This window comes from Mycobacterium sp. 4858 (assembly GCF_900240975.1).
Lineage (GTDB): Bacteria > Actinomycetota > Actinomycetes > Mycobacteriales > Mycobacteriaceae > Mycobacterium.
The window spans coordinates 1,280,611-1,300,506 of the sequence record NZ_LT968776.1 but is presented as its reverse complement, the minus strand read 5'-3'; the positions used below and the strand labels follow the sequence as shown (position 1 = coordinate 1,300,506).

21 protein-coding genes are annotated in these 19,896 nt (G+C 69.5%); 11 read left to right on the top strand and 10 right to left on the bottom strand.

All coding sequences use genetic code 11. From position 1 onward, the window contains the following. Positions 1-29: 29 nt before the first annotated feature. Positions 30-1,802 (top strand): signal peptide peptidase SppA, encoded by a 1,773-nt coding sequence (gene sppA, locus C1737_RS14595; RefSeq protein ID WP_199182844.1) that lies wholly within the window; start codon positions 30-32, stop codon positions 1,800-1,802. A gap of 4 nt (positions 1,803-1,806) precedes the next feature. Here the strand turns inward: sppA and C1737_RS14590 are convergent, their stop codons facing one another. From C1737_RS14590 to C1737_RS14570, 5 genes are all read right to left on the bottom strand, one after another. Continuing rightward, positions 1,807-2,721: a class I SAM-dependent methyltransferase gene (locus C1737_RS14590; protein WP_102418740.1), complete on the bottom strand. Its 915-nt coding sequence runs from the start codon at positions 2,719-2,721 to the stop codon at positions 1,807-1,809. Positions 2,722-2,743: 22 nt separating this feature from the next. Then, positions 2,744-3,658 carry a class I SAM-dependent methyltransferase gene (locus C1737_RS14585; RefSeq protein WP_067924199.1) on the bottom strand — a complete coding sequence of 305 codons (915 nt, stop codon included), beginning with the start codon at positions 3,656-3,658 and terminating at the stop codon, positions 2,744-2,746. Beyond that, the gene (locus tag C1737_RS14580) at positions 3,655-4,620 is read right to left on the bottom strand and encodes a class I SAM-dependent methyltransferase (protein ID WP_102418738.1); all 966 of its coding nucleotides are present in this window, start codon (positions 4,618-4,620) and stop codon (positions 3,655-3,657) included. The genes C1737_RS14585 and C1737_RS14580 overlap by 4 nt, the downstream gene beginning before the upstream one ends. Before the next feature lie 118 nt (positions 4,621-4,738). Further along, on the bottom strand, positions 4,739-5,749 hold the full coding sequence (locus C1737_RS14575; protein ID WP_102418737.1) for a dihydrodipicolinate reductase: 1,011 nt from the start codon (positions 5,747-5,749) through the stop codon (positions 4,739-4,741). Positions 5,750-5,771: 22 nt separating this feature from the next. Next, entirely contained in the window at positions 5,772-6,410 is a 639-nt protein-coding gene (locus tag C1737_RS14570) for a class I SAM-dependent methyltransferase (protein WP_369807528.1), read from the bottom strand. Positions 6,411-6,484: 74 nt separating this feature from the next. Between C1737_RS14570 and C1737_RS14565 the strand changes: the two genes are divergently transcribed. After that, positions 6,485-7,336, top strand: a complete 852-nt coding sequence (locus C1737_RS14565; RefSeq protein WP_068098600.1) for an AraC family transcriptional regulator — start codon at positions 6,485-6,487, stop codon at positions 7,334-7,336. Here the strand turns inward: C1737_RS14565 and C1737_RS14560 are convergent. Further along, positions 7,329-7,934: a TetR/AcrR family transcriptional regulator gene (locus C1737_RS14560; RefSeq protein WP_102418735.1), complete on the bottom strand. Its 606-nt coding sequence runs from the start codon at positions 7,932-7,934 to the stop codon at positions 7,329-7,331. The two genes, C1737_RS14565 and C1737_RS14560, sit on opposite strands and share 8 nt — an antisense overlap. An 86-nt stretch (positions 7,935-8,020) precedes the next feature. Between C1737_RS14560 and C1737_RS14555 the strand changes: the two genes are divergently transcribed. After that, the gene (locus C1737_RS14555) at positions 8,021-8,878 is read left to right on the top strand and encodes an SDR family oxidoreductase (RefSeq protein WP_102418734.1); all 858 of its coding nucleotides are present in this window, start codon (positions 8,021-8,023) and stop codon (positions 8,876-8,878) included. 3 nt (positions 8,879-8,881) lie between these two features. Here C1737_RS14555 and C1737_RS14550 read toward each other — a convergent pair whose 3' ends face one another. From C1737_RS14550 to C1737_RS14540, 3 genes are read right to left on the bottom strand one after another with little or no spacing between them, the layout of a single operon-like run. Beyond that, positions 8,882-9,799 (bottom strand): MBL fold metallo-hydrolase, encoded by a 918-nt coding sequence (locus C1737_RS14550; RefSeq protein WP_068098606.1) that lies wholly within the window; start codon positions 9,797-9,799, stop codon positions 8,882-8,884. Next, positions 9,799-10,452 carry an L-fuculose-phosphate aldolase gene (locus C1737_RS14545; protein WP_102418733.1) on the bottom strand — a complete coding sequence of 218 codons (654 nt, stop codon included), beginning with the start codon at positions 10,450-10,452 and terminating at the stop codon, positions 9,799-9,801. The genes C1737_RS14550 and C1737_RS14545 overlap by 1 nt, the downstream gene beginning before the upstream one ends. Continuing rightward, the gene (locus C1737_RS14540) at positions 10,449-11,429 is read right to left on the bottom strand and encodes an NAD(P)-dependent oxidoreductase (RefSeq protein WP_102419958.1); all 981 of its coding nucleotides are present in this window, start codon (positions 11,427-11,429) and stop codon (positions 10,449-10,451) included. Before C1737_RS14540 ends, C1737_RS14545 begins: the two co-directional genes overlap by 4 nt. Positions 11,430-11,459: 30 nt before the next feature. Here C1737_RS14540 and C1737_RS14535 point away from each other — a divergent pair, with 30 nt between their 5' ends. Together C1737_RS14535 and C1737_RS14530 are read left to right on the top strand one after the other, a co-directional pair. After that, positions 11,460-12,818, top strand: a complete 1,359-nt coding sequence (locus C1737_RS14535) for an FGGY-family carbohydrate kinase (RefSeq protein ID WP_102419959.1) — start codon at positions 11,460-11,462, stop codon at positions 12,816-12,818. A gap of 9 nt (positions 12,819-12,827) precedes the next feature. Beyond that, entirely contained in the window at positions 12,828-13,493 is a 666-nt protein-coding gene (locus tag C1737_RS14530) for a GNAT family N-acetyltransferase (RefSeq protein ID WP_068098614.1), read from the top strand. Positions 13,494-13,524: 31 nt separating this feature from the next. On the opposite strand, the gene C1737_RS14525 is transcribed toward C1737_RS14530, so the two are convergent. Beyond that, a complete protein-coding gene (locus C1737_RS14525; protein ID WP_102418732.1) occupies positions 13,525-14,430 on the bottom strand; it encodes a class I SAM-dependent methyltransferase in 906 nt (301 codons plus the stop codon). Between the two features lie 221 nt (positions 14,431-14,651). On the opposite strand from C1737_RS14525, the gene secY reads away from it, so the two are divergent. From secY to C1737_RS14495, 6 genes are read left to right on the top strand one after another with little or no spacing between them, the layout of a single operon-like run. Then, a complete protein-coding gene (gene secY, locus C1737_RS14520) occupies positions 14,652-15,977 on the top strand; it encodes a preprotein translocase subunit SecY (RefSeq protein WP_067916694.1) in 1,326 nt (441 codons plus the stop codon). After that, complete coding sequence (locus C1737_RS14515) at positions 15,974-16,519, top strand: adenylate kinase (protein ID WP_067916692.1); 546 nt, start codon at positions 15,974-15,976, stop codon at positions 16,517-16,519. Before secY ends, C1737_RS14515 begins: the two co-directional genes overlap by 4 nt. Before the next feature lie 2 nt (positions 16,520-16,521). Then, a complete protein-coding gene (gene map, locus C1737_RS14510; RefSeq protein WP_068098618.1) occupies positions 16,522-17,322 on the top strand; it encodes a type I methionyl aminopeptidase in 801 nt (266 codons plus the stop codon). 48 nt (positions 17,323-17,370) lie between these two features. Further along, entirely contained in the window at positions 17,371-17,916 is a 546-nt protein-coding gene (locus C1737_RS14505; protein WP_082974719.1) for a sigma-70 family RNA polymerase sigma factor, read from the top strand. A 40-nt stretch (positions 17,917-17,956) separates the two neighbouring features. Further along, on the top strand, positions 17,957-18,676 hold the full coding sequence (locus C1737_RS14500; RefSeq protein ID WP_102419957.1) for an anti-sigma factor: 720 nt from the start codon (positions 17,957-17,959) through the stop codon (positions 18,674-18,676). A gap of 9 nt (positions 18,677-18,685) precedes the next feature. Continuing rightward, complete coding sequence (locus C1737_RS14495; protein ID WP_102418731.1) at positions 18,686-19,888, top strand: NAD(P)/FAD-dependent oxidoreductase; 1,203 nt, start codon at positions 18,686-18,688, stop codon at positions 19,886-19,888. Positions 19,889-19,896 lie beyond the last annotated feature (8 nt).

The following is a 19,896-nucleotide window of genomic DNA, read 5'->3' as shown; positions in this document are numbered from 1 at the left end:
TACGGCGGCGCTGTCGGTACGCTGCAAACATGTTCGCCTTCCTGCCCTCGATTCCCGGGGTCGACGACGTACGCGCTCTGGCCGAGCGAGTCGACACCGCCCGCCACCACGGCGTCCCCAACGGCTGCGTGCTCGAGCTCGACCTGCGTTCGGCGCCGCCGGAGGCCACGGGGTTCGACCCGCTGGCGATCTTCACCGGCGGGCGGCCGATGGCGCTGCGCGACGCGGTCGCCGCCATCCACCGCGCGGCCGAGGACCCGCGGGTCGCCGGGCTGATCGCCCGGGTGCAGCTTGCGGCGTCGCCGCCGGCGGCGGTGCAGGAACTGCGGGAGGCCATCACGGCTTTCAGCGCCGCCAAGCCGTCGCTGGCCTGGGCCGAAACCTACCCGGGCACGCTGTCCTACTACCTGGCCTCGGCGTTCGGCGAGGTCTGGATGCAGCCCTCGGGAAGCGTCGGGCTGATCGGCTTCGCCAGCAACGCCACCTTCCTGCGCGACGCGTTCGACAAGGCGGGCATCGAACCCCAGTTCGTCGCGCGCGGCCAATACAAGTCCGCGGCAAACCGTTTCACCGAACACGGCTTCACCGCGGCCCATCGCGAGGCCGTCACCCGGATGCTGGAAAGCCTGCAGGAGGAGGTCTGGCGGGCGATCGCCGATTCGCGCAAGCTCGACCCCGCGACGCTCGACGCGCTGGCCGACCGCGCCCCGCTGCTGCGCGACGACGCCGTGGCCGCCGGCCTGCTCGACCGGATCGGATTCCGCGACGAGGCATACGCGCGCATCGCGGAAATGGTTGGCGTGAAAGATGTTTCGGATGACACCGACCCGCCGCGGCTGTACCTGACGCGCTACGCCGGTGCGGCCCGCCCGCGGCTGACGCCGCCCAAACCGCCGGTTCCGGGCCGGCGGCCCAAGCCGACCCTGGCCGTCATCACCCTCGACGGCATGATCGTCGACGGTCGCGGTGGTCCCGGGTTCCTGCCGTTCGGCGCCACCACCGCCGGCGGTGACACCATGGGGGCGGCGCTGCGGGAGGCGGCCGCCGACGAGTCGGTGTCCGCGATCGTGCTGCGTGTCAACAGCCCCGGCGGCACGATCACCGCGTCGGAAAGCATCTGGCGCGAGGTGACCAGGGCGCGGAAGCGTGGCAAGCCGGTGGTGGCCTCCATGGGTGCGGTCGCCGCTTCCGGCGGTTACTACGTCTCGATGGGGGCCGACGTGATCATCGCCAACCCGGCGACCGTCACCGGGTCGATCGGGGTGATCACCGGCAAGCTGGTGATCCGAGATCTGTTGGAGCGGTTGGGGGTGGGGTCGGATACCGTGCGCACCAACGCCAACGCCGACGCGTGGTCGATCGACGCGCCCTTCACACCGGAGCAGCAGGCCCACAGGGAAGCCGAGGCGGACCTGTTCTACGCGGACTTCGTGCGGCGCGTCGCCGAAGCGCGAAACCTGACCGCCGAAGCCGTCGATCGCGTTGCGCAGGGACGAATCTGGACCGGCGCCGACGCCCTCAAGCACGGGCTGGTCGACGAGCTCGGCGGCTTCCGCACCGCGGTGCGCCGGGCGAAGGTGCTGGCCGGCCTTGACGTGGACGGCGAAGTGCGCGTCGTCAGCTATCCGGGCTCCTCGCTGCTGGACATGGTGCGCCCCCGGGCCTCGTCGCAACCGGCCGCCGCGTCGTTGCCGGACGCACTGGCCGCCCTGCTCGGACACACGGTCGGCGGCATCCTGGACAACGTCGAACAGTCGCTGGGCGGCGCCACGGTGTTGTGGCCGGGGCAGTCGCGGTTCTGACGACCTAGGCGGTGAGCCCGCCGCTGATGAAGATGATCTCACCGAGCGGGTCGTCGTTTTCCGGGGCGGGCGCCTCGATGCCCTGCCGCGCGAACAGCTCCGTGCGGGTCGTGCCTTCGACGGCCCAGTGCTTGGACCGCAGGTAGTCCACGACGTGGTTGCGCTCGCCGGCGTACACCAGCGATGCCATGTCGATGTCCACGCCGTGCTCGCGGAAGGAACCCGACATCTCCCGCACCTTGTCGGCATCGAAATCCACGATGCCGGGCACGAATTCGGTGGCGATCGTGCTGCCGGGGACGCTGAGCGCGCTGATGTTGTCGAACAACCGGTCCTGGGCCTCCGGCGGCAGATAGATCAGCAGACCCTCGGCCAGCCACGCGGTCGGCGCAGTCGCATCGAATCCGGCCGCCTTCAGCGCGGCCGGCCAGTCGGCGCGCAGATCGATCGGCACGGTGCGCCGCGTCGCCGTCGGTTCGGCACCGATGCCGGCCAACGTGGCGGTCTTGAACTCGATCACGCGGGGCTGGTCGATCTCGTAGACCACCGTGCCGTCCGGCCACGGCAACCGGTACGCGCGCGAGTCCAGCCCGGAGGCCAGGATCACCACCTGCCGGATTCCGTGCGCCGTCGCCTTGACGAAGTAGTCGTCGAAGTACTTGGTGCGCACAGCCATTCCGTCGACCATGGCCTGCACGCGGACCAGCGAAGCGTTCTCGATCGCGTCCAGGTCGAGCTCGCCGTCCATCATCTTGGTGAAGAAGTCCACCCCCACCGCGCGCACCAGCGGTTCGGCGAACGGGTCGTGGATCAGGCCGCGGGGATCCCTCGTCGCCATGGCGCGCCCGGCGGCCACCATGGTCGCCGTCGCGCCCACACTGGACGCCAGGTCCCACTCGTCGTCGTGAGCGCGTGACATAGGCGAAACCCTAGTCAATCCGCTACGCCAGTGTCGCGGCGACGTAACTCAACTCGCCGAAGGTGGCCGACATCTCGTCCTCGGGGAATTCAAACCCGTTCTGGGCGTACAACTCCCGGGCCGGATGTGCGGTCACCCGCCAGCCCTGGCCGGTCAAGTAGTCGGCGACGACGTTGCGTTCCCCGCGGTAGAACAGGTCGGCCGCGTTGAGGTTGAAGCCGAAGCGCTGCCACCGTTCGCTGATGCGCTGCAACCGCTCGTCGGAGAACGCGTTGGGGTCGGGCACGTGCTCGGTGGCCAGCCGGCTGCCCGGGGCGCTGAGCGCGGTGATGTTGTCGAACAGCCGGTCCTGGGCCTCGGGCGGGAGGTAGGGGAGCAGCCCTTCCGCGCTCCACGCGGTCGGCTGCGTCACGTCGAACCCGCCTTCGCGCAACGCGGCCGGCCAGTCGTCGCGCAGATCGATGGCGATCGCGCGGCGCTCGGCGGTCGGGGCGGCGCCGAGCCCGGCCAGCGTGTCGGTCTTGAACGCGATGACCTGCGGCTGGTCGATCTCGTAGACGACGGTGCCCGCCGGCCACGTCAGGCGGTAGGCGCGGGTGTCCAGGCCGGAGGCCAGGATCACCGCCTGTCGCACACCGTCTTTGGTGGCGCCGGTGAAGAAGTCATCGAAAAAGCGGGTGCGAACCGTGATCTGCTCGGCCCGGGCCTTGCGGTTGAACAGCGGGTCGTCCTCGAAATCGACCTGCCCATCCACGATGCGGATGAAGGGCTCCAGGCCGACGGCGCGGACCAGCGGCTCGGCCAGCGGGTCGTCGAGCAGCGCATCGGGGCCCTGCGACGCCACCGCGCGGGAGGCCGCCACCATAGTGGCCGTCGCTCCCACGCTGTGCCCGGGGCCCCAACTGTCGCCTTCTGTGCGTCCCGATTCCACAGTCATGCAATGGCTCCTGTTTCTTCGTCCAACGTGCCGCTGACGTAAAGCACTTCACCCATGCGCATGTCGTCGTCCTTGAGCGGCGGAAGCCCGTTGGCCGACAACAACTCCCGGATGCTGACGCCGTTCAGCGCCCAGCCCCGGTCGCGCAGGTAGGGGGCCGCCTCGTTGCGTTCCCCGAAGTAGACCAGCCCCGCCATGTCGAGGTCGAAGCCGTGCGCACGCCAGCGTTCGGAGATCTGCTGCATGCGCTCCTTCATCTTGTCCTCGTCGCCGGGCTCGGGGCTGGGCGCGCTCTCGACGGCCAACCGGCTGCCCGGTGCGCTGAGTTCGGTGATGGTGTCGAGCAGTCGGTCCTGCGCCTCCGGGGGCAGATAGCCGAGCAGGCCCTCGGCGCTCCAGGCGGCGGGCTGGGCCGGGTCGAAGCCGGCGGCCCGCAGCGCGGCGGGCCAGTCGTCACGCAGGTCGATGGCCACCACGCGCCGCTCGGCGGTCGGCGTGGCGCCCAGTTCGGCCAGGGTGCGCGACTTGAAGTCGATGACCTGCGGCTGGTCGACCTCGTACACGACGGTCCCGGCGGGCCACGCCAGCCGGTAGGCGCGGGCGTCCAGGCCCGAGGCCAGAATCACCGCCTGCGTGATTCCCGCGCGCGTCGCGTTCAGAAAGAATTCGTCGAAGAACTTCGTGCGCACCGCCATGTTGTCGGCCATCCGGGACATCGCGCCGGCGGACCCCGTCGCGCCGTCGTGCGCGTCGTTGAGTTCGTCCGGGCTCACTTCGCCGGTCGCCAGCCGGGTGAGCAGGTCCACGCCGACGGCCCGCACCAGCGGCTCGGCGAACGGGTCGTTGATCAGCGGACGCTCGGCGCGGGTCGCGACGGCGCGGGCGGCGGCGACCATCGTCGCGGTCACCCCGACGCTGGATGCCAGGTCCCAGGTGTCGCCCTCGTACCTGGTGGAAGTCATGCTCGCCCCGTTCAGAAGTAGTTGGGCTAATATTTAGCCGATATAACAAGCTGCCACCACTGTACGCTTCCGCCGGTCGGCGGCAACCGGGCTGACGGCCCCCTGAACGCGACCAGCGTTAGAGCAGGGCGCCCCGGGATCCGGTGACGGGCAGATCGATCGGCGTGATGACGCCCGGTTGCGCGTCGCAGAGGAACGGTATGGCGTTGACCGCCGCGACGGCGGTGCTGTCCATCAACACGGTCATCACGTCCTCGCCGGGTTTGCCGAACCGGATCGTCGCGTCCACGCGTGGCTCGCCTTCGATCACCACGCTGAAACCCTTGGGGTCGGTCCATCGCGGGTCCAGCGCGTCGTCGCTCATGGTCCAGCAGATGGCGAGCTCGACCACCGGACGGCCCCCGCGGTAGCCGCGATAGGTGCGGCGCTGGCCCCCGGCGGTGCCGGCGGAGTATTTCACCCAGCCCAGATCCAGATCCCGGGTCAGCACCGCGGGCTCGACCAATGCCTCCTTGGAGTCGAGCTCGGTGCCCAGCATGGTGGCGATCATGTCCAGCGTCTCGAAGTAGCCGAGGCCGTATCGTTGCGTCGCCGGGTCGAGGTGCGTCACCCGCTCGCGCGGTGGCTTGCCGAATCCGAGCACCTTCCAGACGTCCTGTATGGGATAGGTTGTGCAGTCCAACGTTTCGACGAGTTTGACGCTGTGCACCCGTCGGCACGCGCCGGTGAGGAACCCGGCGACGACGTTGATGAAGCCGGGCTCGAATCCCGTCCCCAGGAAGGTCGCGTTGCCCCGTCGGGCCGCCTCCTCGAGGGCCGGGCGTTCAACCGGGTGGTGGGTGCCGGTCAGGAAATCCCCGGTGGTGACCACGTTGATGCCGCGGCGCAGCATCCTTTCCACCAGTTCGTAGTCGATGGCGCGCGGCATGTAGTTCACGCAGTCCGGGGCCAAGTCGAGCAGCGCGTCGACGTCGCCCGTCGCGGTGACGCCGGTCGCGTCGCGCCCCACTTTCCCCGCCCCATGCGCGTGCACGCCCACCACCTCGAAGTCGTCGCGGTCGAGCAGGATGCCGAGCGCTCGCTTCCCGATGTTGCCGGTGGACCACTGAACCACGCGGTAGGGGGCCATGGCACCAACCGTAACCGGCGGCCTAGGCGGGGCGGGTGGCGCGATAGTAATTCAATTGTCCGAGGATGCGGTGCCGCGTCGATGCGACCTCGGTGCACTCGAACCCCGCCCCACGCAGCAGTCGCGGGATCGCGTCGCCGAGGTTGGCTGCCGCGTGGTGGTTGCGCCTGATTCGCCGCGCCAGCAGGCCGTGGTCGTCGGTCATGTCGCCGCCGATGTCGACCAGGTGCAGCCGGCCGCCGGGGCGAAGGACCCGGAAAACCTCGGCCGCCGCAGCGTTTTTCGCGTCGTCAGCGATGTGGTGCAGCATCATCGACGACAGCACCCGGTCGAATTCGCCGTCGGCGTAGGGGAGCCGTTCGGCGTAGCCCTGCTCGAAGCGGATCGCGGCCGCCTTTCGTTTCGCCCGGTCCAGCGCGCGCGGGTCGGGATCGCATCCGATCACCTCCAGGTGGGGATGGGAACGTTTCGCTCGAATGATGAGATTGCCTGTGCCGCAGCCGATTTCCAGGACATGGCGGCAGTCGTCGAGTTCGGCCTGCGCGAGGAGCGCGTCGTGGACCCTTCTCATGCCGAGCAGGCGCGATATCAGGTCGTAGGTCGGCAGCAGCGCGTCATGGCCGGCGGCGGGTAGATAGTCATGTGGATGATGTTTCGTCACATAATCCATGGTGAACCGCTGGCAAGGTCAAGAATTGGTCGATCCTCGGTCAAAGTAGGACTATTTTTGGCGATATGACGCGACCGGCTCGGATGGTTCGTCAGCGCGCCGGGGTACCGGTCTATGCATACCGGACCGATCCGGATACGCCCCCGGTCGCGGTGGTGCGGTCCGGCCCCGAGGATTTCGTCGACCGCGGTCGCCACATCCACGACTTCCCGGCGCTCTGGTACCTCCCGTCGCCCTCGCTCGTCTACGTGGCGGCCGCGGGTGAGGTGCTCGACCCCGGCCGCCTGGAAGACCTCGACGACGGTGTCGCGGTGTTCTTCGATCCCGCCGCCCTGGGCGAGGACGGGCGATCGCCCTGGCCGGCATGGCGAGGACACCCGCTGCTGTTCCCGTTCCTGCACGGGCACACCGGCGGCATCCTGCGGCTGCAGGTGCCCGCCGCGCGGCGACCGGCATGGGACGCCGCGATCCGGTCGATCGAAGCCGAGCTGCTCGCGCGGCAGGACGGCTATCGGCAGGCCGCGCTGGCGCATCTGACGCTGCTGTTGATCGACCTCGCGCGGCTGGCGGGCCCGGCGGTGGCGGAGCTGCGCCGCGCGGGCGAGCCGCTGCTGGCCGAGGTATTCGATTCGATCGACCGGCGTCACGCCGAGCCGTTGTCGCTGCGCGACGTCGCGGGCGAACTCGGCGTGACACCCGGACACCTGACCACCGTCGTGCGGCGCCGCACCGGGCGCACCGTCGGCGAGTGGATCACCGACCGTCGCATGGCCGCGGCCCGCGGGTTGCTCGCCGAAACCGACCTGCCCATCCGGGAGGTCGCCCGGCGGGTCGGAATGTCCGATCCCGGCTATTTCAGCCGGCTGTTCAGCCGGGCGCACGGCGTCTCGCCCCGCCGGTGGCGAGACGCTACGTAGTGGGGAGATTGCCCACGCCGCGCATCGTGATATCGATGGCGTGTTCAACCGCGGCGCGCAGTTGTTCAGTCGTGCCGCCGCCTTGCAGGCAGACGAGTGCCGCGGCGATCGCGGCCCCCATGACCGAGCCGACGACGGCGGCAGCGGCCGCCGGGTCGAGCACGTCGGAATAGGCGCCATGGAGCGCCCCGGCCAATCGGGTCTCGGCCAGGAAGTATCGGTGCAGGGTGGCCGCTTGGACGGCGGGTACCGACAGGATCATCGGCAACCGCACCGCGGCCAGGCCGCCCTCGACTTCCTCGGTGAGGGCATCGGCCAACATGTGTTGCATCGCTGCCAGGAGGACATCGGCCAATCGATCATCGGATCCGCGCTGATCGATGAGCGCCACCGCGGTGTCGATCCGGCGGGCGAGGTGGGGGAAGAGGACCTCATCCTTGCTCGCGAAGTAATTGAAGAACGTCTTTGTGGACACACCTGCGGCCGAAGCGATTTCGGCGACCGTGGTCTGCTCGTAACCCTTCTCCTCGAACAGTCGCATCGCCGCGCCGATCAGCTCCTGCCTAGTCTGCCGTCGCTTGCGTTCCCGCAGGCTCATCTCGCTTGCCGTCGCGACTCCTTCCAAAAACTTATACCAAGAGTAATATTATAGCGAGTGTAGTAATGCATCGGAGGGCCCCGGCCATGCAACGGTTCACGAACTTCGAGGACGCCGTGGCGATCGTCACCGGCGGCGGAATGGGTCTGGGCGAAGCTTTATGCGAGGAACTCGGGCGCCGAGGCGCGACGGTCGTGGTCGCCGACATCGACGGCGATGCAGCACGTCAGGTGGCCCAGCGCCTGGCGCAGGCCGGCACACCGGCTGTGGCCGTGCCCGTCGACGTGGCCGACCCGATCGCGATGGCGGAGCTGATCGAGAACACCGTGTCCGAATACGGGCGCATCGACTACATGATCAACAACGCCGGCATCGCGATCGGCGGGGATTCGCGAGACCTGTCGATGCAGCAATGGCGTCGTGTGCTCGATGTCGACCTGCTGGGTGTGGTGTACGGGACGGTGCACGCCTACCGGGCAATGGCGCGCCAGGGCCATGGGCACATCATCAACGTTTCCTCGCTGAGCGGGCTGGTTCCCCAGCCGGGCAACGCCGCATACTGCACCAGCAAGCATGGGATCGTCGGCCTTTCGCTCTCCCTGCGGGCTGAGGGAGTCGACCTCGGCGTGAAGGTGAGTGCAGCATGTCCGGGCGACATGAAGACGAAGATCTACGACAACATGGTCGTGGTCAACATGCCGCGCGAGCAGGTGGCGACGTTGAGTCGGCGCACTCACTATCTGATGCCCCAGATGAGCGCTGAGGCCGCGGCCCGCGCGATCCTGCGTGGCGCGGAGCGGAATCGACCGCTGATCGTGTTTCCCGTTGTGGTTCAGGTCATCTGGCACCTGTACCGCCGGTTTCCGGGCCTGTTCTATCGGGTCAACGTCCACCGGATGAGACTGTTCCGCAGACTTCGAGTCAATCAACCCGAAACGCCATAGCCGTCAGAGGGATTCGAAGCCCAACCAGTGGTCGACGTCGAAGCGGTCCTCATCGGCGCGGATCGTCGCGCCGCCGCAGCCGGGGTAGTGCGCGGGGAGCACGGCCGCTTTCGCCCGGACCGCCTCGGTGAAGACCCGGCGGCGGGTGGCGGCGGCGGCCGGCGCGTCGACGTCGAAGGCGCAGGCGTCGGCGGGCCGACGGAGTTGCAGCGGGCTATGGGTGAGGTCGCCCACGAAGACCGCGGGCTCACCCGCATCCAGCCACAGCACCGAGGAGCCCGGGGTGTGCCCCGGTGCGGGCCGCAGCCGCAGCGACCGGCTGATCTGGTAGTCATCCGACCATCCGACGAGCTGACCCGCTTCCTCGATGGGCGCCACGCTGTCGGCGAACACGAGCCGGTCGCCTTGCTGCTGGGCCGCTTCCTCGTCGGTGCGCGGCGTCCGCCGCGCCGCGGGCCCGTCGGGCGCGAAGAAATGAAAGTCCTTTGCGGGCAACAGGTATCGGGCGTTGGGAAACGTCGGCACCCAGGTGTCGTTGTCGAGCATGGTGTTCCACCCGACGTGGTCGGAGTGGATGTGGGTGTTCACCACCACATCCACGGCGGCGCGGTCGACGCCCGCCGACCGCAGCGCGGCGAGGAAGTCGGTGTTCAGGTGGTCCAAGGGCGGCATGTGCGGGCGCGGGCGGTCGTTGCCGACTCCGGTGTCCACGACGACGGTCAGCCCGTCGACCTCGATCACCCAGCTCTGGATCGCGATGTGCCACTGATCGGTCGAGGGATCGAAGAAGTCCGGCACCAGCAGGTCCGCGTTGTCCCGCCAACCCGACGCCGGGGTGTGCGGGAAAAATCGTGTCCCCAGGTCGAATTGGAGCTCGAGCACCCGCGTCACCCGCGCGTCACCGAACCGGACGGGGCGCATCAGGCGTTCGCGCGCAGGTAGCCGTAGACGCCGGCGAAGTTGCGGTTCACGTCCTCGGGGATGGGCACCGCGCCGCCGAGGGCCCTTGCGCCCCAGACGATCTGGGCGGTGCGCTCCACCAGGGCGGTGATGTGCAGCACCTTGTCCGGCCGCGGACCCACGGCCACCACGCCGTGGTTGGCGATCAACGCGGCGCCCCGGCCGTCGAGCGCCTTGACCGCGTTGGCGCCGACGTCGGGCGTGCCGGACGCGGCGTACTCGGTGCAGCGCACGTCGCCGCCGCAGTAGACGGCGAACTCGTCGATGCAGGCCGGAATCGGTTGGTGCGCAACCGCGAACATCGTCGCCCACACCGGATGGCTGTGGATGACGCTGCCGACGTCGTCGAACGCGCGGTAGCAGGCCAGGTGCAGCTGCATCTCCGACGACGGCGAGCGGCCGTCGGCCGCGTGCAACACGGCGCCGTCCGGGTCGACCAGAACGAGGTCGTCGAGCTGCATGTCGCGGTAGTCGACCGACGACGGCGTGATGACGATGTTGCCGTCGGGGCGCCGAGCGGAGATGTTGCCGGCGGTGCCCTCGACCAGGCCCCGGCGCAGCATGTCCTTGGCCGCGTCCAGCACCGCGGTCTCGGGATGGGGGACCGATTTCATGAGGCCAGCACCTCCGGGTTGACGATGTGCGCGGGCGGGTCGCCGGCCAGCAACGCTTCGAGGTCGTCGGCCACCATCTGCGCCTGCCGTGCCTCAGTGTTCCACGTGGCGCCGCCGATGTGGGGCGTCAGCACGACGTTGGGCATGCCGGCGAGCGGGTGGTCGGTGGGCAGCCATTCGCCGACGAAGTGGTCCAGTCCGGCGGCCGCCACCTTGCCGCCGCGCAGGGCCTCGACGAGCGCGTCGGTGTCGTGCAGCTGAGCGCGGGCGGTGTTGAGGAAGACCGCGCCGTCGCGCATGGCGGCGAACTGCGGCGCACCGATCATGCCGACGGTGTCGTCGGTGACGGGCGCGTGCAGGGAGACGACGTCCGCCTCACCCAGCAGCTCGTCGAGGCCGTGCCGCGCGTCGTCGTTGTACGGGTCGTGGGCGATGACGCGCATGCCCAGCCCGGTCAGCCGCCACCGGGTGGCGCGGCCGACGGCGCCCAGGCCCACCAACCCGGCGGTGCGCCCGGCGATCTCCCAGCCGCGGAACCGCTGATAGGGAATGGTGCCGTCGCGAAAGATGTTGCCGCTGCGGACATCCGCGTCCGCGGGCAGCAGCCCCCGGGTCGCGGCGAGCAGCAGGGCCACCGTCATCTCGGCGACCGCGTCGGCGTTGCGGCCCGGGGTGTTCAGCACCGGCACACCGGCCGCGGTGGCCCCGGCGATGTCGACGTTGTTGGGGTCCCCGCGGGTCGAGGCGATCACCCGCAGGCCCAGCTCGAACACCGGTCCGGCCACCGAGTCGCTTTCCACCACAACGACATCGGCGCGTTCCGCGGCGATGCGTTCGGCCAGTTGCTCGGCGCCGTAGATCCGCAGCGGGGTCTGCTCGATCCAGGGGTCATAGACCACGTCCGCCAGCTCCCGGAGCTTGGTGAACCCCGGCCCCCGCAGGGGCGCGGTCACCAGCGCGCGCGGTCTTGACGTCACGAACCCCAATGCTGGCGTACGGTGACGCCCGTGTCACGCAAAGACGTCACAATCGGCGTCGACGTCGGCAGCACCGCGGTCAAGGCGGTCGCCGCGGACGCCGACGGCCGGGTGACGGCGCGTGCGCGGATCCCGCACCAGCTGCGGGTGCCGGCGCCGAACCGGCTCGAGCACGACGCCGACGAGGCGTGGCGGCGGGGACCGTTGGCGGCGCTGGAACGGCTGGGCGGACCGGACGTCCGCGCGGTGGCCGTGTCGGCGATGGTGCCGTCGCTGACGGCCGTCGATGCCGCGGGCGTGCCGGTGACGCCCGGGCTGCTGTACGGCGACGAACGCGGCCGGACGCCGGATCAGGACGCGCAGCCGCTGCCGGCCCTGGGCGAGGCGGCCGAGTTCCTGCGCTGGACCGCGGCGAGGGCGCCGGGCGCGGCCGGCTACTGGCCGGCGCCGGCGGTGGCCAACCACGCGCTGGCCGGCGAGTCGGTGATCGACGTCGCCACCGCCGCGACCGCCTACCCGCTGTTCGACGGGACGCGCTGGAGCCCGGAGGCGTGTGCCGAGCGCGGCGCGCGGCCCGAGCAGATGCCGCGGGTCGAGAGCATGGGGGCCGCCGTGGGGCAGGTGCGCGGCAGCGGCGCCGCGCTGGCGATCGGCGCGATCGACGCGCTCTGCGAGCAGATCGTGGCCGGCGCCGACCGCGAAGGCGACGTGCTGGTGCTGTGCGGCACCACCCTGATCGTGTGGACCACGATCGGACAGGCCCGGCAGGTGCCGGGCCTGTGGACCATCCCGCATACGGCCGCGGGCAAGAGCCAGATCGGCGGCGCCAGCAATGCCGGCGGGCTGTTCCTCGGCTGGGTTGACCGCGTGGTTGCGTCCGGCGACCCCGCCGCCGCGCAGCCCGGGCGGGTGCCGGTGTGGTCGCCCTACATCCGCGGGGAGCGCACCCCGTTCCACGACCCGGATCGCCGGGCCATGCTGGACGCCCTGGATCTCACCCACGACGCGGCGGCGTTGCGGCGCGCCGCCTACGAGGCGTCGGGCTTCGTGGTGCGCCAGCTGATCGAACTGAGCGGCGCGCCGGTGGCGCGCATCGTCGCCACCGGCGGCGGCACCCGGGTCGCGCCGTGGATGCAGGCCATCGCCGACGCGACCGGGCGGCCGGTCGAGCTGTCGGCGGTGCCCGAGGGCGCGGCGCTGGGTGCCGCCTTCCTCGCGCGCATGGCGGTCGGCCTGGAGACCGCGATCGCCGACGCCGCCCGGTGGGCCCGCACCGAACGCGTCGTCGAACCCGACGCCGGTTGGGCGACCGCGATCGAGGATCGCTACCAGCGATTCCTGGAGCTGGGAAACCGCCGATGTAGCGCGCTACCTCCCCCCGCGTTCTAGGCTGGTGCAATGACCGACCACGACCGCAAAGCCGCCCGCCGCGAAATCGCCGACGCCCTGTTGAAAGCCCTTGAGCGGCGCCATGAAATCGCCGACGTCGTGGTGGAATCCGAGAACAAGGCGGCCGCGGTCGAGGCCATCGTCCGCCTGCTCGACACCTCGCACGTCGCCGCCGAAGCGGTGATGGGCATGTCGTTCGATCAGCTCACCATCGACTCGCGCCGCAAGATCCTGGCCGAACTCGAGGACCTGAACAAACAACTCAGCTTCACCCTCGGCGAGCGTCCGGCCAGCTCGGGGGAGACCCTCGAACTGCGGCCCTTCTCCGCCGAGAAGGACCGCGACATCTTCGCCGCCCGCACCGAGGACATGGGCGCCGCCGGTGACGGCTCCGGCGGACCGGCCGGCAACCTCGACGACGAGATCGGAGCCGCGCTCTCCCGCCTCGACGACGAGGAGGCCGCCTGGTTCGTGGCCGTCGACTCGGGCGAGAAGGTGGGGATGGTGTTCGGCGAGCTGCTGGGCGGCGAGGTCAACGTGCGCATCTGGATCCACCCCGAGCACCGCAAGAAGGGGTACGGCACCGCCGCGCTGCGCAAGTCGCGCACCGAGATGGCGTGGTGCTTCCCCGCGGTGCCGATGGTGGTGCGGGCGCCGTCCGCCCGGCCCGCCTGAGCTACGGCAAAGCCAGGGTCGGCTCCGGCATTCAGCCCAGCGTCGCGGTGACCGCGACGATGTTGCGCAGCTGCGAGGTCTCGTCGTCGGGGAAGACCAGGCCGTAGTCGGCGAAGTACTCCCGCCGCTCGCGGGTGGTCACCCGCCAGCCCCGGCCGGTCAGGTAGTCCACGACATTGCTGCGCTCGCCGTCGAAAAACAGCCCGGACAGGTCGATGTCGCAGCCCAGGTTGGCCCAGCGCTCGTTGAACTGCTGGGCGCGTTCTGTCATCGTCCGCCCGGAGTCGCCGTGGAATTCGGTGGCCAACACGCTGCCGGGCGCACTGAGCTCGGTGATGTTGTCGAAGAGCCGGTCCTGGGCTTCGGGCGGCAGGTACATCAGCAGGCCCTCGGCGCTCCACGATGTCGGCTGCGTCGGGTCGAACCCGCTGCGCCGCAACGCTTCCGGCCAATCGTCGCGGAGGTCGACGCTGACGGTGCGCCGGTCGGCGGTGGGCGTGGCGCCCAGCTGCGCCATCGCGGCGGTCTTGAACTCGACGACCTTGGGTTGGTCGACCTCGTAGACCACGCTGCCGGGCGGCCAGCCCAGCCGGTACGCGCGGGCGTCCAGGCCGGCGGCCAGGATCACCGACTGGCGGATGCCGTCGCGGGCGGCGTTGAGGAAGAAGTCATCGAAGAAGCGGGTGCGCACGGCGATCGAATCCGTTTCCAGCTGCAGGTCGCGCTCGCCGTCCTGCGCATCGGCGGGGGTCATCTCGCCGTCCACCAGCCGGCGGAAGAATTCCAGTCCCACTGCCCGCACCAGCGGCGCCGCGAACGGGTCGTCGATGATCGGGTCGGTGCCCTCGCTGGCCAGCGCGCGCGCCGCGGCGACCATCGTGGCCGTGGCACCGACGCTGGAGGCCAGGTCCCAGCTGTCTTGGTCAGTGCGTGTCATCCTGCTCCCATTTACTTAGCGAACGCAACGAGTCAAGAGCACTCTACGCTCAACCGCTGACGGCTTCCTGTGCATTTATCGGTCGCCCGATGACGGGCCTGGACGGACTCACCCGGCTCAGCTGTTAGTCTCGTACACGGTTTGACGCGCGACGCCGTACGTCCTGGCCTGCGGGGTGTTGGGCGCGTAATGCAGGAGACCCCCGGCTCGCAGGAGGAAGAGTGCTTTCGGCTTTCATCTCATCGCTGCGGACAGTCGACCTGAGACGGAAGATCCTCTTCACGCTGGGCATCGTCGTTCTCTATCGGCTGGGCGCCGCTTTGCCGTCCCCCGGCGTCAATTTCCCCAACGTCCAGCAGTGCATCAAAGAGGCCAGCGGCGGCGCGGCCGGGCAGATCTATTCGCTGATCAACCTGTTCTCCGGCGGCGCGCTGCTGAAACTGACGGTGTTCGCGGTGGGGGTGATGCCCTACATCACCGCGAGCATCATCGTCCAGCTGCTCACCGTCGTCATCCCGCGGTTCGAGGAACTGCGCAAGGAAGGCCAGTCCGGCCAGGCCAAGATGACGCAGTACACCCGCTATCTGGCCATCGCGCTGGCCATCCTGCAGGCGACCAGCATCGTGGCGCTGGCGGCTAACGGCGGGCTGCTGCAGGGCTGCTCGCTGGACATCATCGCCGACCAGAGCATCTTCACGCTGGTCGTCATCGTGATGGTGATGACGGCCGGTGCGGCGCTGGTGATGTGGATGGGCGAGCTGATCACCGAGCGCGGCATCGGCAACGGGATGTCGCTGCTGATCTTCGTCGGCATCGCGGCGCGGATCCCGTCGGAGGGCAAGACCATTCTGGACAGCCGCGGCGGGATGATTTTCGCCGCTGTCTGTGTGGCCGCCCTGGTCATCATCGTCGGCGTGGTGTTCGTCGAGCAGGGGCAGCGCCGCATCCCCGTGCAATACGCCAAGCGCATGGTCGGCCGGCGCATGTACGGCGGAACGTCGACCTACCTGCCGCTCAAGGTCAACCAGGCCGGCGTCATCCCGGTCATCTTCGCGTCGTCGCTCATCTACATTCCGCACCTGATCACGCAGCTCATTCGCAGCGGCAGCGGCGGTGTGGGCAACAGCTGGTGGGACAAGTTCGTCGGCAGTTACCTCTCCGACCCCAGCGATCCGATTTACATCAGCATCTACTTCGGGCTGATCATTTTCTTCACGTACTTCTACGTGTCGATCACGTTCAACCCCGACGAACGTGCCGACGAAATGAAGAAGTTCGGCGGGTTCATCCCCGGCATCCGGCCGGGCAAGCCCACCGCCGATTACCTGCGTTATGTGCTGAGCCGAATTACCCTGCCGGGCTCGATCTACCTCGGCGCGATCTCCGTGCTGCCCAACTTGTTCCTGCAAATCGGCAATGGCGGAGCGGTTCAGAATTTGCCGTTCGGCGGTACGGCGGTTTTGATCATGATTGGTGTTGGCTTGGATACGGTCAAACAGATCGAGAGCCAGCTCATGCAGCGCAACTATGAAGGGTTCCTCAAGTGAGAGTCGTTTTACTGGGACCGCCCGGGGCGGGTAAGGGGACGCAGGCCCAGAAGCTCTCGGAAAAGCTCGGTATCCCGCAAATCTCCACCGGGGAACTGTTCCGCAGCAATATCGAGAACGGAACCAAACTCGGCCTGGAGGCCAAGCGCTATCTGGACGCCGGTGACCTGGTGCCCTCGGAGCTGACCAACCAGCTCGTGGACGACCGCCTGAACGACCCCGACGCGGCCGACGGCTTCATCCTGGACGGCTATCCGCGGTCGACGGAGCAGGCCAAAGCGCTGCACCAGATGCTCGAGCACCGGGGCACCGACATCGACGCCGTGCTGGAGTTCCGGGTCTCGCAGGAGGAGCTGCTGCAGCGGCTCAAGTCGCGCGGCCGCGCCGACGACACCGACGACGTCATCCTGAACCGGATGAAGGTCTACCGCGACGAGACCGCGCCGCTGCTGGAGTACTACCGCGACGAACTCAAGACGGTCGACGCCGTCGGCACGATGGACGAAGTGTTCGCCCGTGCCCTGCAAGCGCTGGGCAAGTAACCGTGAACCCGCTGGCGCGGCTGCGGAGTCGCAAAGTCGTGCCGCAGCGCACCGCCGGTGAACTCGACGCGATGGCTGCGGCGGGGGCGGTGGTGGCGGCAGCGCTGCAGGCCGTGCGGGCGGCCGCGGTTGCGGGAGTGTCGACCCTGGGCCTGGACCAGATCGCCGAGTCGGTGATCCGGGAGGCCGGCGCGGTGCCGTCCTTCCTCGGCTACCACGGATACCCCGCGTCGATCTGCGCGTCGATCAACGAGCGGGTGGTGCACGGGATACCGTCGGCCGCTGAGATCCTGGCGCCCGGTGACCTGGTCTCCATCGACTGCGGGGCGGTGCTGGACGGCTGGCATGGTGATGCCGCGATCACGTTCGGTGTCGGCACGCTCGACGCCGCCGACCAGGCCCTCTGCGACGCCACCCGGGAATCGCTGGAAGCCGGCATCGCGGCGATGGTGCCCGGCAATCGGCTGACCGACGTCTCGCACGCCATCGAAACGGGCACGCGGGCGGCGCGGGAGCGGCACGGGCGCGCCTTCGGGATCGTGGAGGGCTACGGCGGGCACGGCATCGGCCGGCAGATGCACATGGACCCGTTCCTGCCCAACGAGGGCTCGCCCGGCCGGGGTCCGCTGCTGGCCCCCGGGTCGGTGCTGGCCATCGAACCGATGCTGACCCTCGGGACGGGCAAGACCTTGGTGCTCGACGACGAGTGGACCGTCACCACCTCCGACGGGTCCCGTGCGGCGCACTGGGAACACACCGTCGCGGTCACCGACGCCGGGCCGCGCATCCTGACACAGCCTTAGGTGAACTAAACAGCCATTCGACTCGTATCAGAAGTCGGAGGTGATCGAGTGGCTCGTGTGGCAGGCGGTTGGCGGGCATCCGGGGCTGCCGAAGCCGCCCTGATGAAGGCGCTCTACGACGAGCACGCGGCGGTCCTGTGGCGGTACGCGCTCCGGTTGACGGGGGACGCGAGCCAGTCCGAGGACGTCGTGCAGGAGACGTTGCTGCGGGCCTGGCAGCATCCGGAGGTCGTCGGGGACACCGAGCGCTCGGCGCGGGCCTGGCTGTTCACCGTCGCCCGCAACATGATCATCGACGACCGGCGCAGCGCGCGGTTCCGCAACGTCGTCGGCTCGACCGACGAGGCGGGCGCGCCGGAACGGTCCACCCCGGACGAGGTGAATGCGGCGCTGGACAAACTGCTGATCGCCGACGCAATGGCGCAACTGTCCCCCGAGCACCGGGCCGTCATAGACCGGTCCTATTACCGCGGATGGACGACCGCCCAGATTGCCGCCGACCTCGGGATCGCCGAGGGAACCGTGAAGTCGCGACTACACTACGCCGTGCGGGCGTTGCGGCTCACTCTGCAGGAACTTGGGGTCACCCGCTGAGGGCTCCGAATGCTTAAAGGGTGATGAGGAAATGGATGACATGAAAACGCCGCTACGGGGGATCGGCGCTCCGGACGATCCCTACGTGATGTGGGATGCCGCATACGTTTTGGGCTCGTTGTCGGCCAGCGAGCGACGCGAATTCGAGGCGCACCTGGCGCACTGCCCGGCCTGCCGCGAGGCCGTCGCCGACCTGAGTGGTGTGCCGGCCCTGCTGTCGCAGCTCGGCGGGGACGAGGTGGCCGCGATCCACGAGTCCGGCCCGGCGCCGGTGACGCCGGAGCTGTCGCCGCAGTTGCTGCCGTCGTTGCTGGGCAAGGTGAGCTGGCGGCGGCGCCGCACGCGGATCGTGACCTGGGTGGCCTCGTCGGCCGCGGCCGTGGTCCTGGCCGTCGGCGTGTTCGTCGGGGTGCAGGGGTATTCCTCGTCGCCGTCGCCGCAGGTGGCCGCGCCCTCCGCGCCGATGGCGCAGGTGGGTACCACCCTGCTGGCCTCGACGGTGCAGCTGTCCAGCGAGCACTGGGGGACGTCCATCAACCTGCGGTGCGTGTGCCTGGCGCCGCTCAACGCCCACCATGACACCCTGGCGATGGTGGTGGTGGGTCGCGACGGCACCCAGACCCGGCTGGCGACCTGGGTGGCCGAACCCGGCCGCACCGCGACGCCCGCGGGCAGCATCTCGACGCCGGTCGACCAGATCGCCGCGGTGCAGGTGGTGGCCGCCGACAGCGGCCAGGTTCTGCTGCAGCGTTCGTTATAGGCCACTGACATGTCCAGCCACCGGCGTCCGCTTCGGGCCCTGGTGGTGGGCGCCGGGGTCGGCGGCATTTCGGTGGCCAGGGGATTGTTGCGAGACGGCCACGACGTCACCGTCTTGGAGCGGCGGCCGGATGTGCGGGCGGCCGGCGGCGCGGTGACGATCTGGTCCAACGGCGAAACGGTGCTTCGGCAACTCGACGTGGAGATGGACGGGGCCGGCCAGCTGCTGCGCACGGTGCGAGCCGTGACGTCCACGGGCCGCCCGCTCGCGACGCTGGACGTGTCCGCGATCGCCGACCGGCTGGGCGCGCCCGTCCGGATGGTGCCGCGCCGGATCCTGCTGGAGCGGCTGCTGGACGGTTTCCCGGCCGACCGCATCCGCTGTGGCGCCCACGCGGTCGCGTTGGCCCGCACGCGCGATGGCGTGCGCGTCGAGTTCGGCGACGGCGGCTCGGCCGACGGGGACCTGGTGATCGGAGCCGACGGCCTGCACTCGATGGTTCGCAACACCGTCGGTGCGCCCGACGCGAAGCCCACCGGCTGGTGCAGCTGGCAGGGATTGATCACCCTCCCGGAGGTCCCGGACAGGGACTCCGCGCTCATGGTCATCGGCGAGCGCGGCAACCTCGGCCTGTGGCCGGCCGGGGGCTCCGAGGTGCAGTGGTGGTTCGACCTGCCGTGGTCATGCGACTTCGTGCGGCCGCAATGCCCGATCCAGACCATCCGGTCCCATTTCACCGGGTGGTCCGCAACCGTCGATCGGGTGCTGGCGGCACTGACCGACGACGACCTGGCGCATTCGCCGTACCCGCATTTCCGGCATCCGATTCCTCCCGCGGGCCGCGGTCCGGTCACGTTGCTCGGGGACGCCTTCCACACGATGCCGCCCACCCTGGCGCAGGGCACCAACCAGGCGCTGCTCGACACCATGGTGCTGTGCAAGGCGCTGTCGGATTGGCACGGCACCGGCGATGTTGCGAGCGCGTTGCGCTGGTATGAGAAGACCCGCCGGCGCAGGGTGATGGCCGTGTCCCGGCTGGCGTCGCTGCCGGTCTCCCACGGGGAGGTCGTGCTGCGCCCGGCCGCGCTGATTCCCGACCGGCTGCAGGCCCGCGCGCTGACGACGTTTCTGCGGTGGACCAGTCACCGGCGCATGTCCGGGGAGATCAGTCGAGAGGTGGGGGCAGCGACGGCCGGTCGATCCAGTCCATGAACGCTTCG

Coding starts and splice junctions, on each gene's coding strand:
- sppA (WP_199182844.1), top strand. CDS start 30: ATGTTCGCCTTCCTGCCCTCGATTCCCGGGGTCGACGACGTACGCGCT.
- C1737_RS14590 (WP_102418740.1), bottom strand. CDS start 2,721: ATGTCACGCGCTCACGACGACGAGTGGGACCTGGCGTCCAGTGTGGGC.
- C1737_RS14585 (WP_067924199.1), bottom strand. CDS start 3,658: ATGACTGTGGAATCGGGACGCACAGAAGGCGACAGTTGGGGCCCCGGG.
- C1737_RS14580 (WP_102418738.1), bottom strand. CDS start 4,620: ATGACTTCCACCAGGTACGAGGGCGACACCTGGGACCTGGCATCCAGC.
- C1737_RS14575 (WP_102418737.1), bottom strand. CDS start 5,749: ATGGCCCCCTACCGCGTGGTTCAGTGGTCCACCGGCAACATCGGGAAG.
- C1737_RS14565 (WP_068098600.1), top strand. CDS start 6,485: ATGACGCGACCGGCTCGGATGGTTCGTCAGCGCGCCGGGGTACCGGTC.
- C1737_RS14560 (WP_102418735.1), bottom strand. CDS start 7,934: ATGAGCCTGCGGGAACGCAAGCGACGGCAGACTAGGCAGGAGCTGATC.
- C1737_RS14555 (WP_102418734.1), top strand. CDS start 8,021: ATGCAACGGTTCACGAACTTCGAGGACGCCGTGGCGATCGTCACCGGC.
- C1737_RS14550 (WP_068098606.1), bottom strand. CDS start 9,799: ATGCGCCCCGTCCGGTTCGGTGACGCGCGGGTGACGCGGGTGCTCGAG.
- C1737_RS14545 (WP_102418733.1), bottom strand. CDS start 10,452: ATGAAATCGGTCCCCCATCCCGAGACCGCGGTGCTGGACGCGGCCAAG.
- C1737_RS14530 (WP_068098614.1), top strand. CDS start 12,828: ATGACCGACCACGACCGCAAAGCCGCCCGCCGCGAAATCGCCGACGCC.
- C1737_RS14525 (WP_102418732.1), bottom strand. CDS start 14,430: ATGACACGCACTGACCAAGACAGCTGGGACCTGGCCTCCAGCGTCGGT.
- C1737_RS14500 (WP_102419957.1), top strand. CDS start 17,957: ATGAAAACGCCGCTACGGGGGATCGGCGCTCCGGACGATCCCTACGTG.
- C1737_RS14495 (WP_102418731.1), top strand. CDS start 18,686: ATGTCCAGCCACCGGCGTCCGCTTCGGGCCCTGGTGGTGGGCGCCGGG.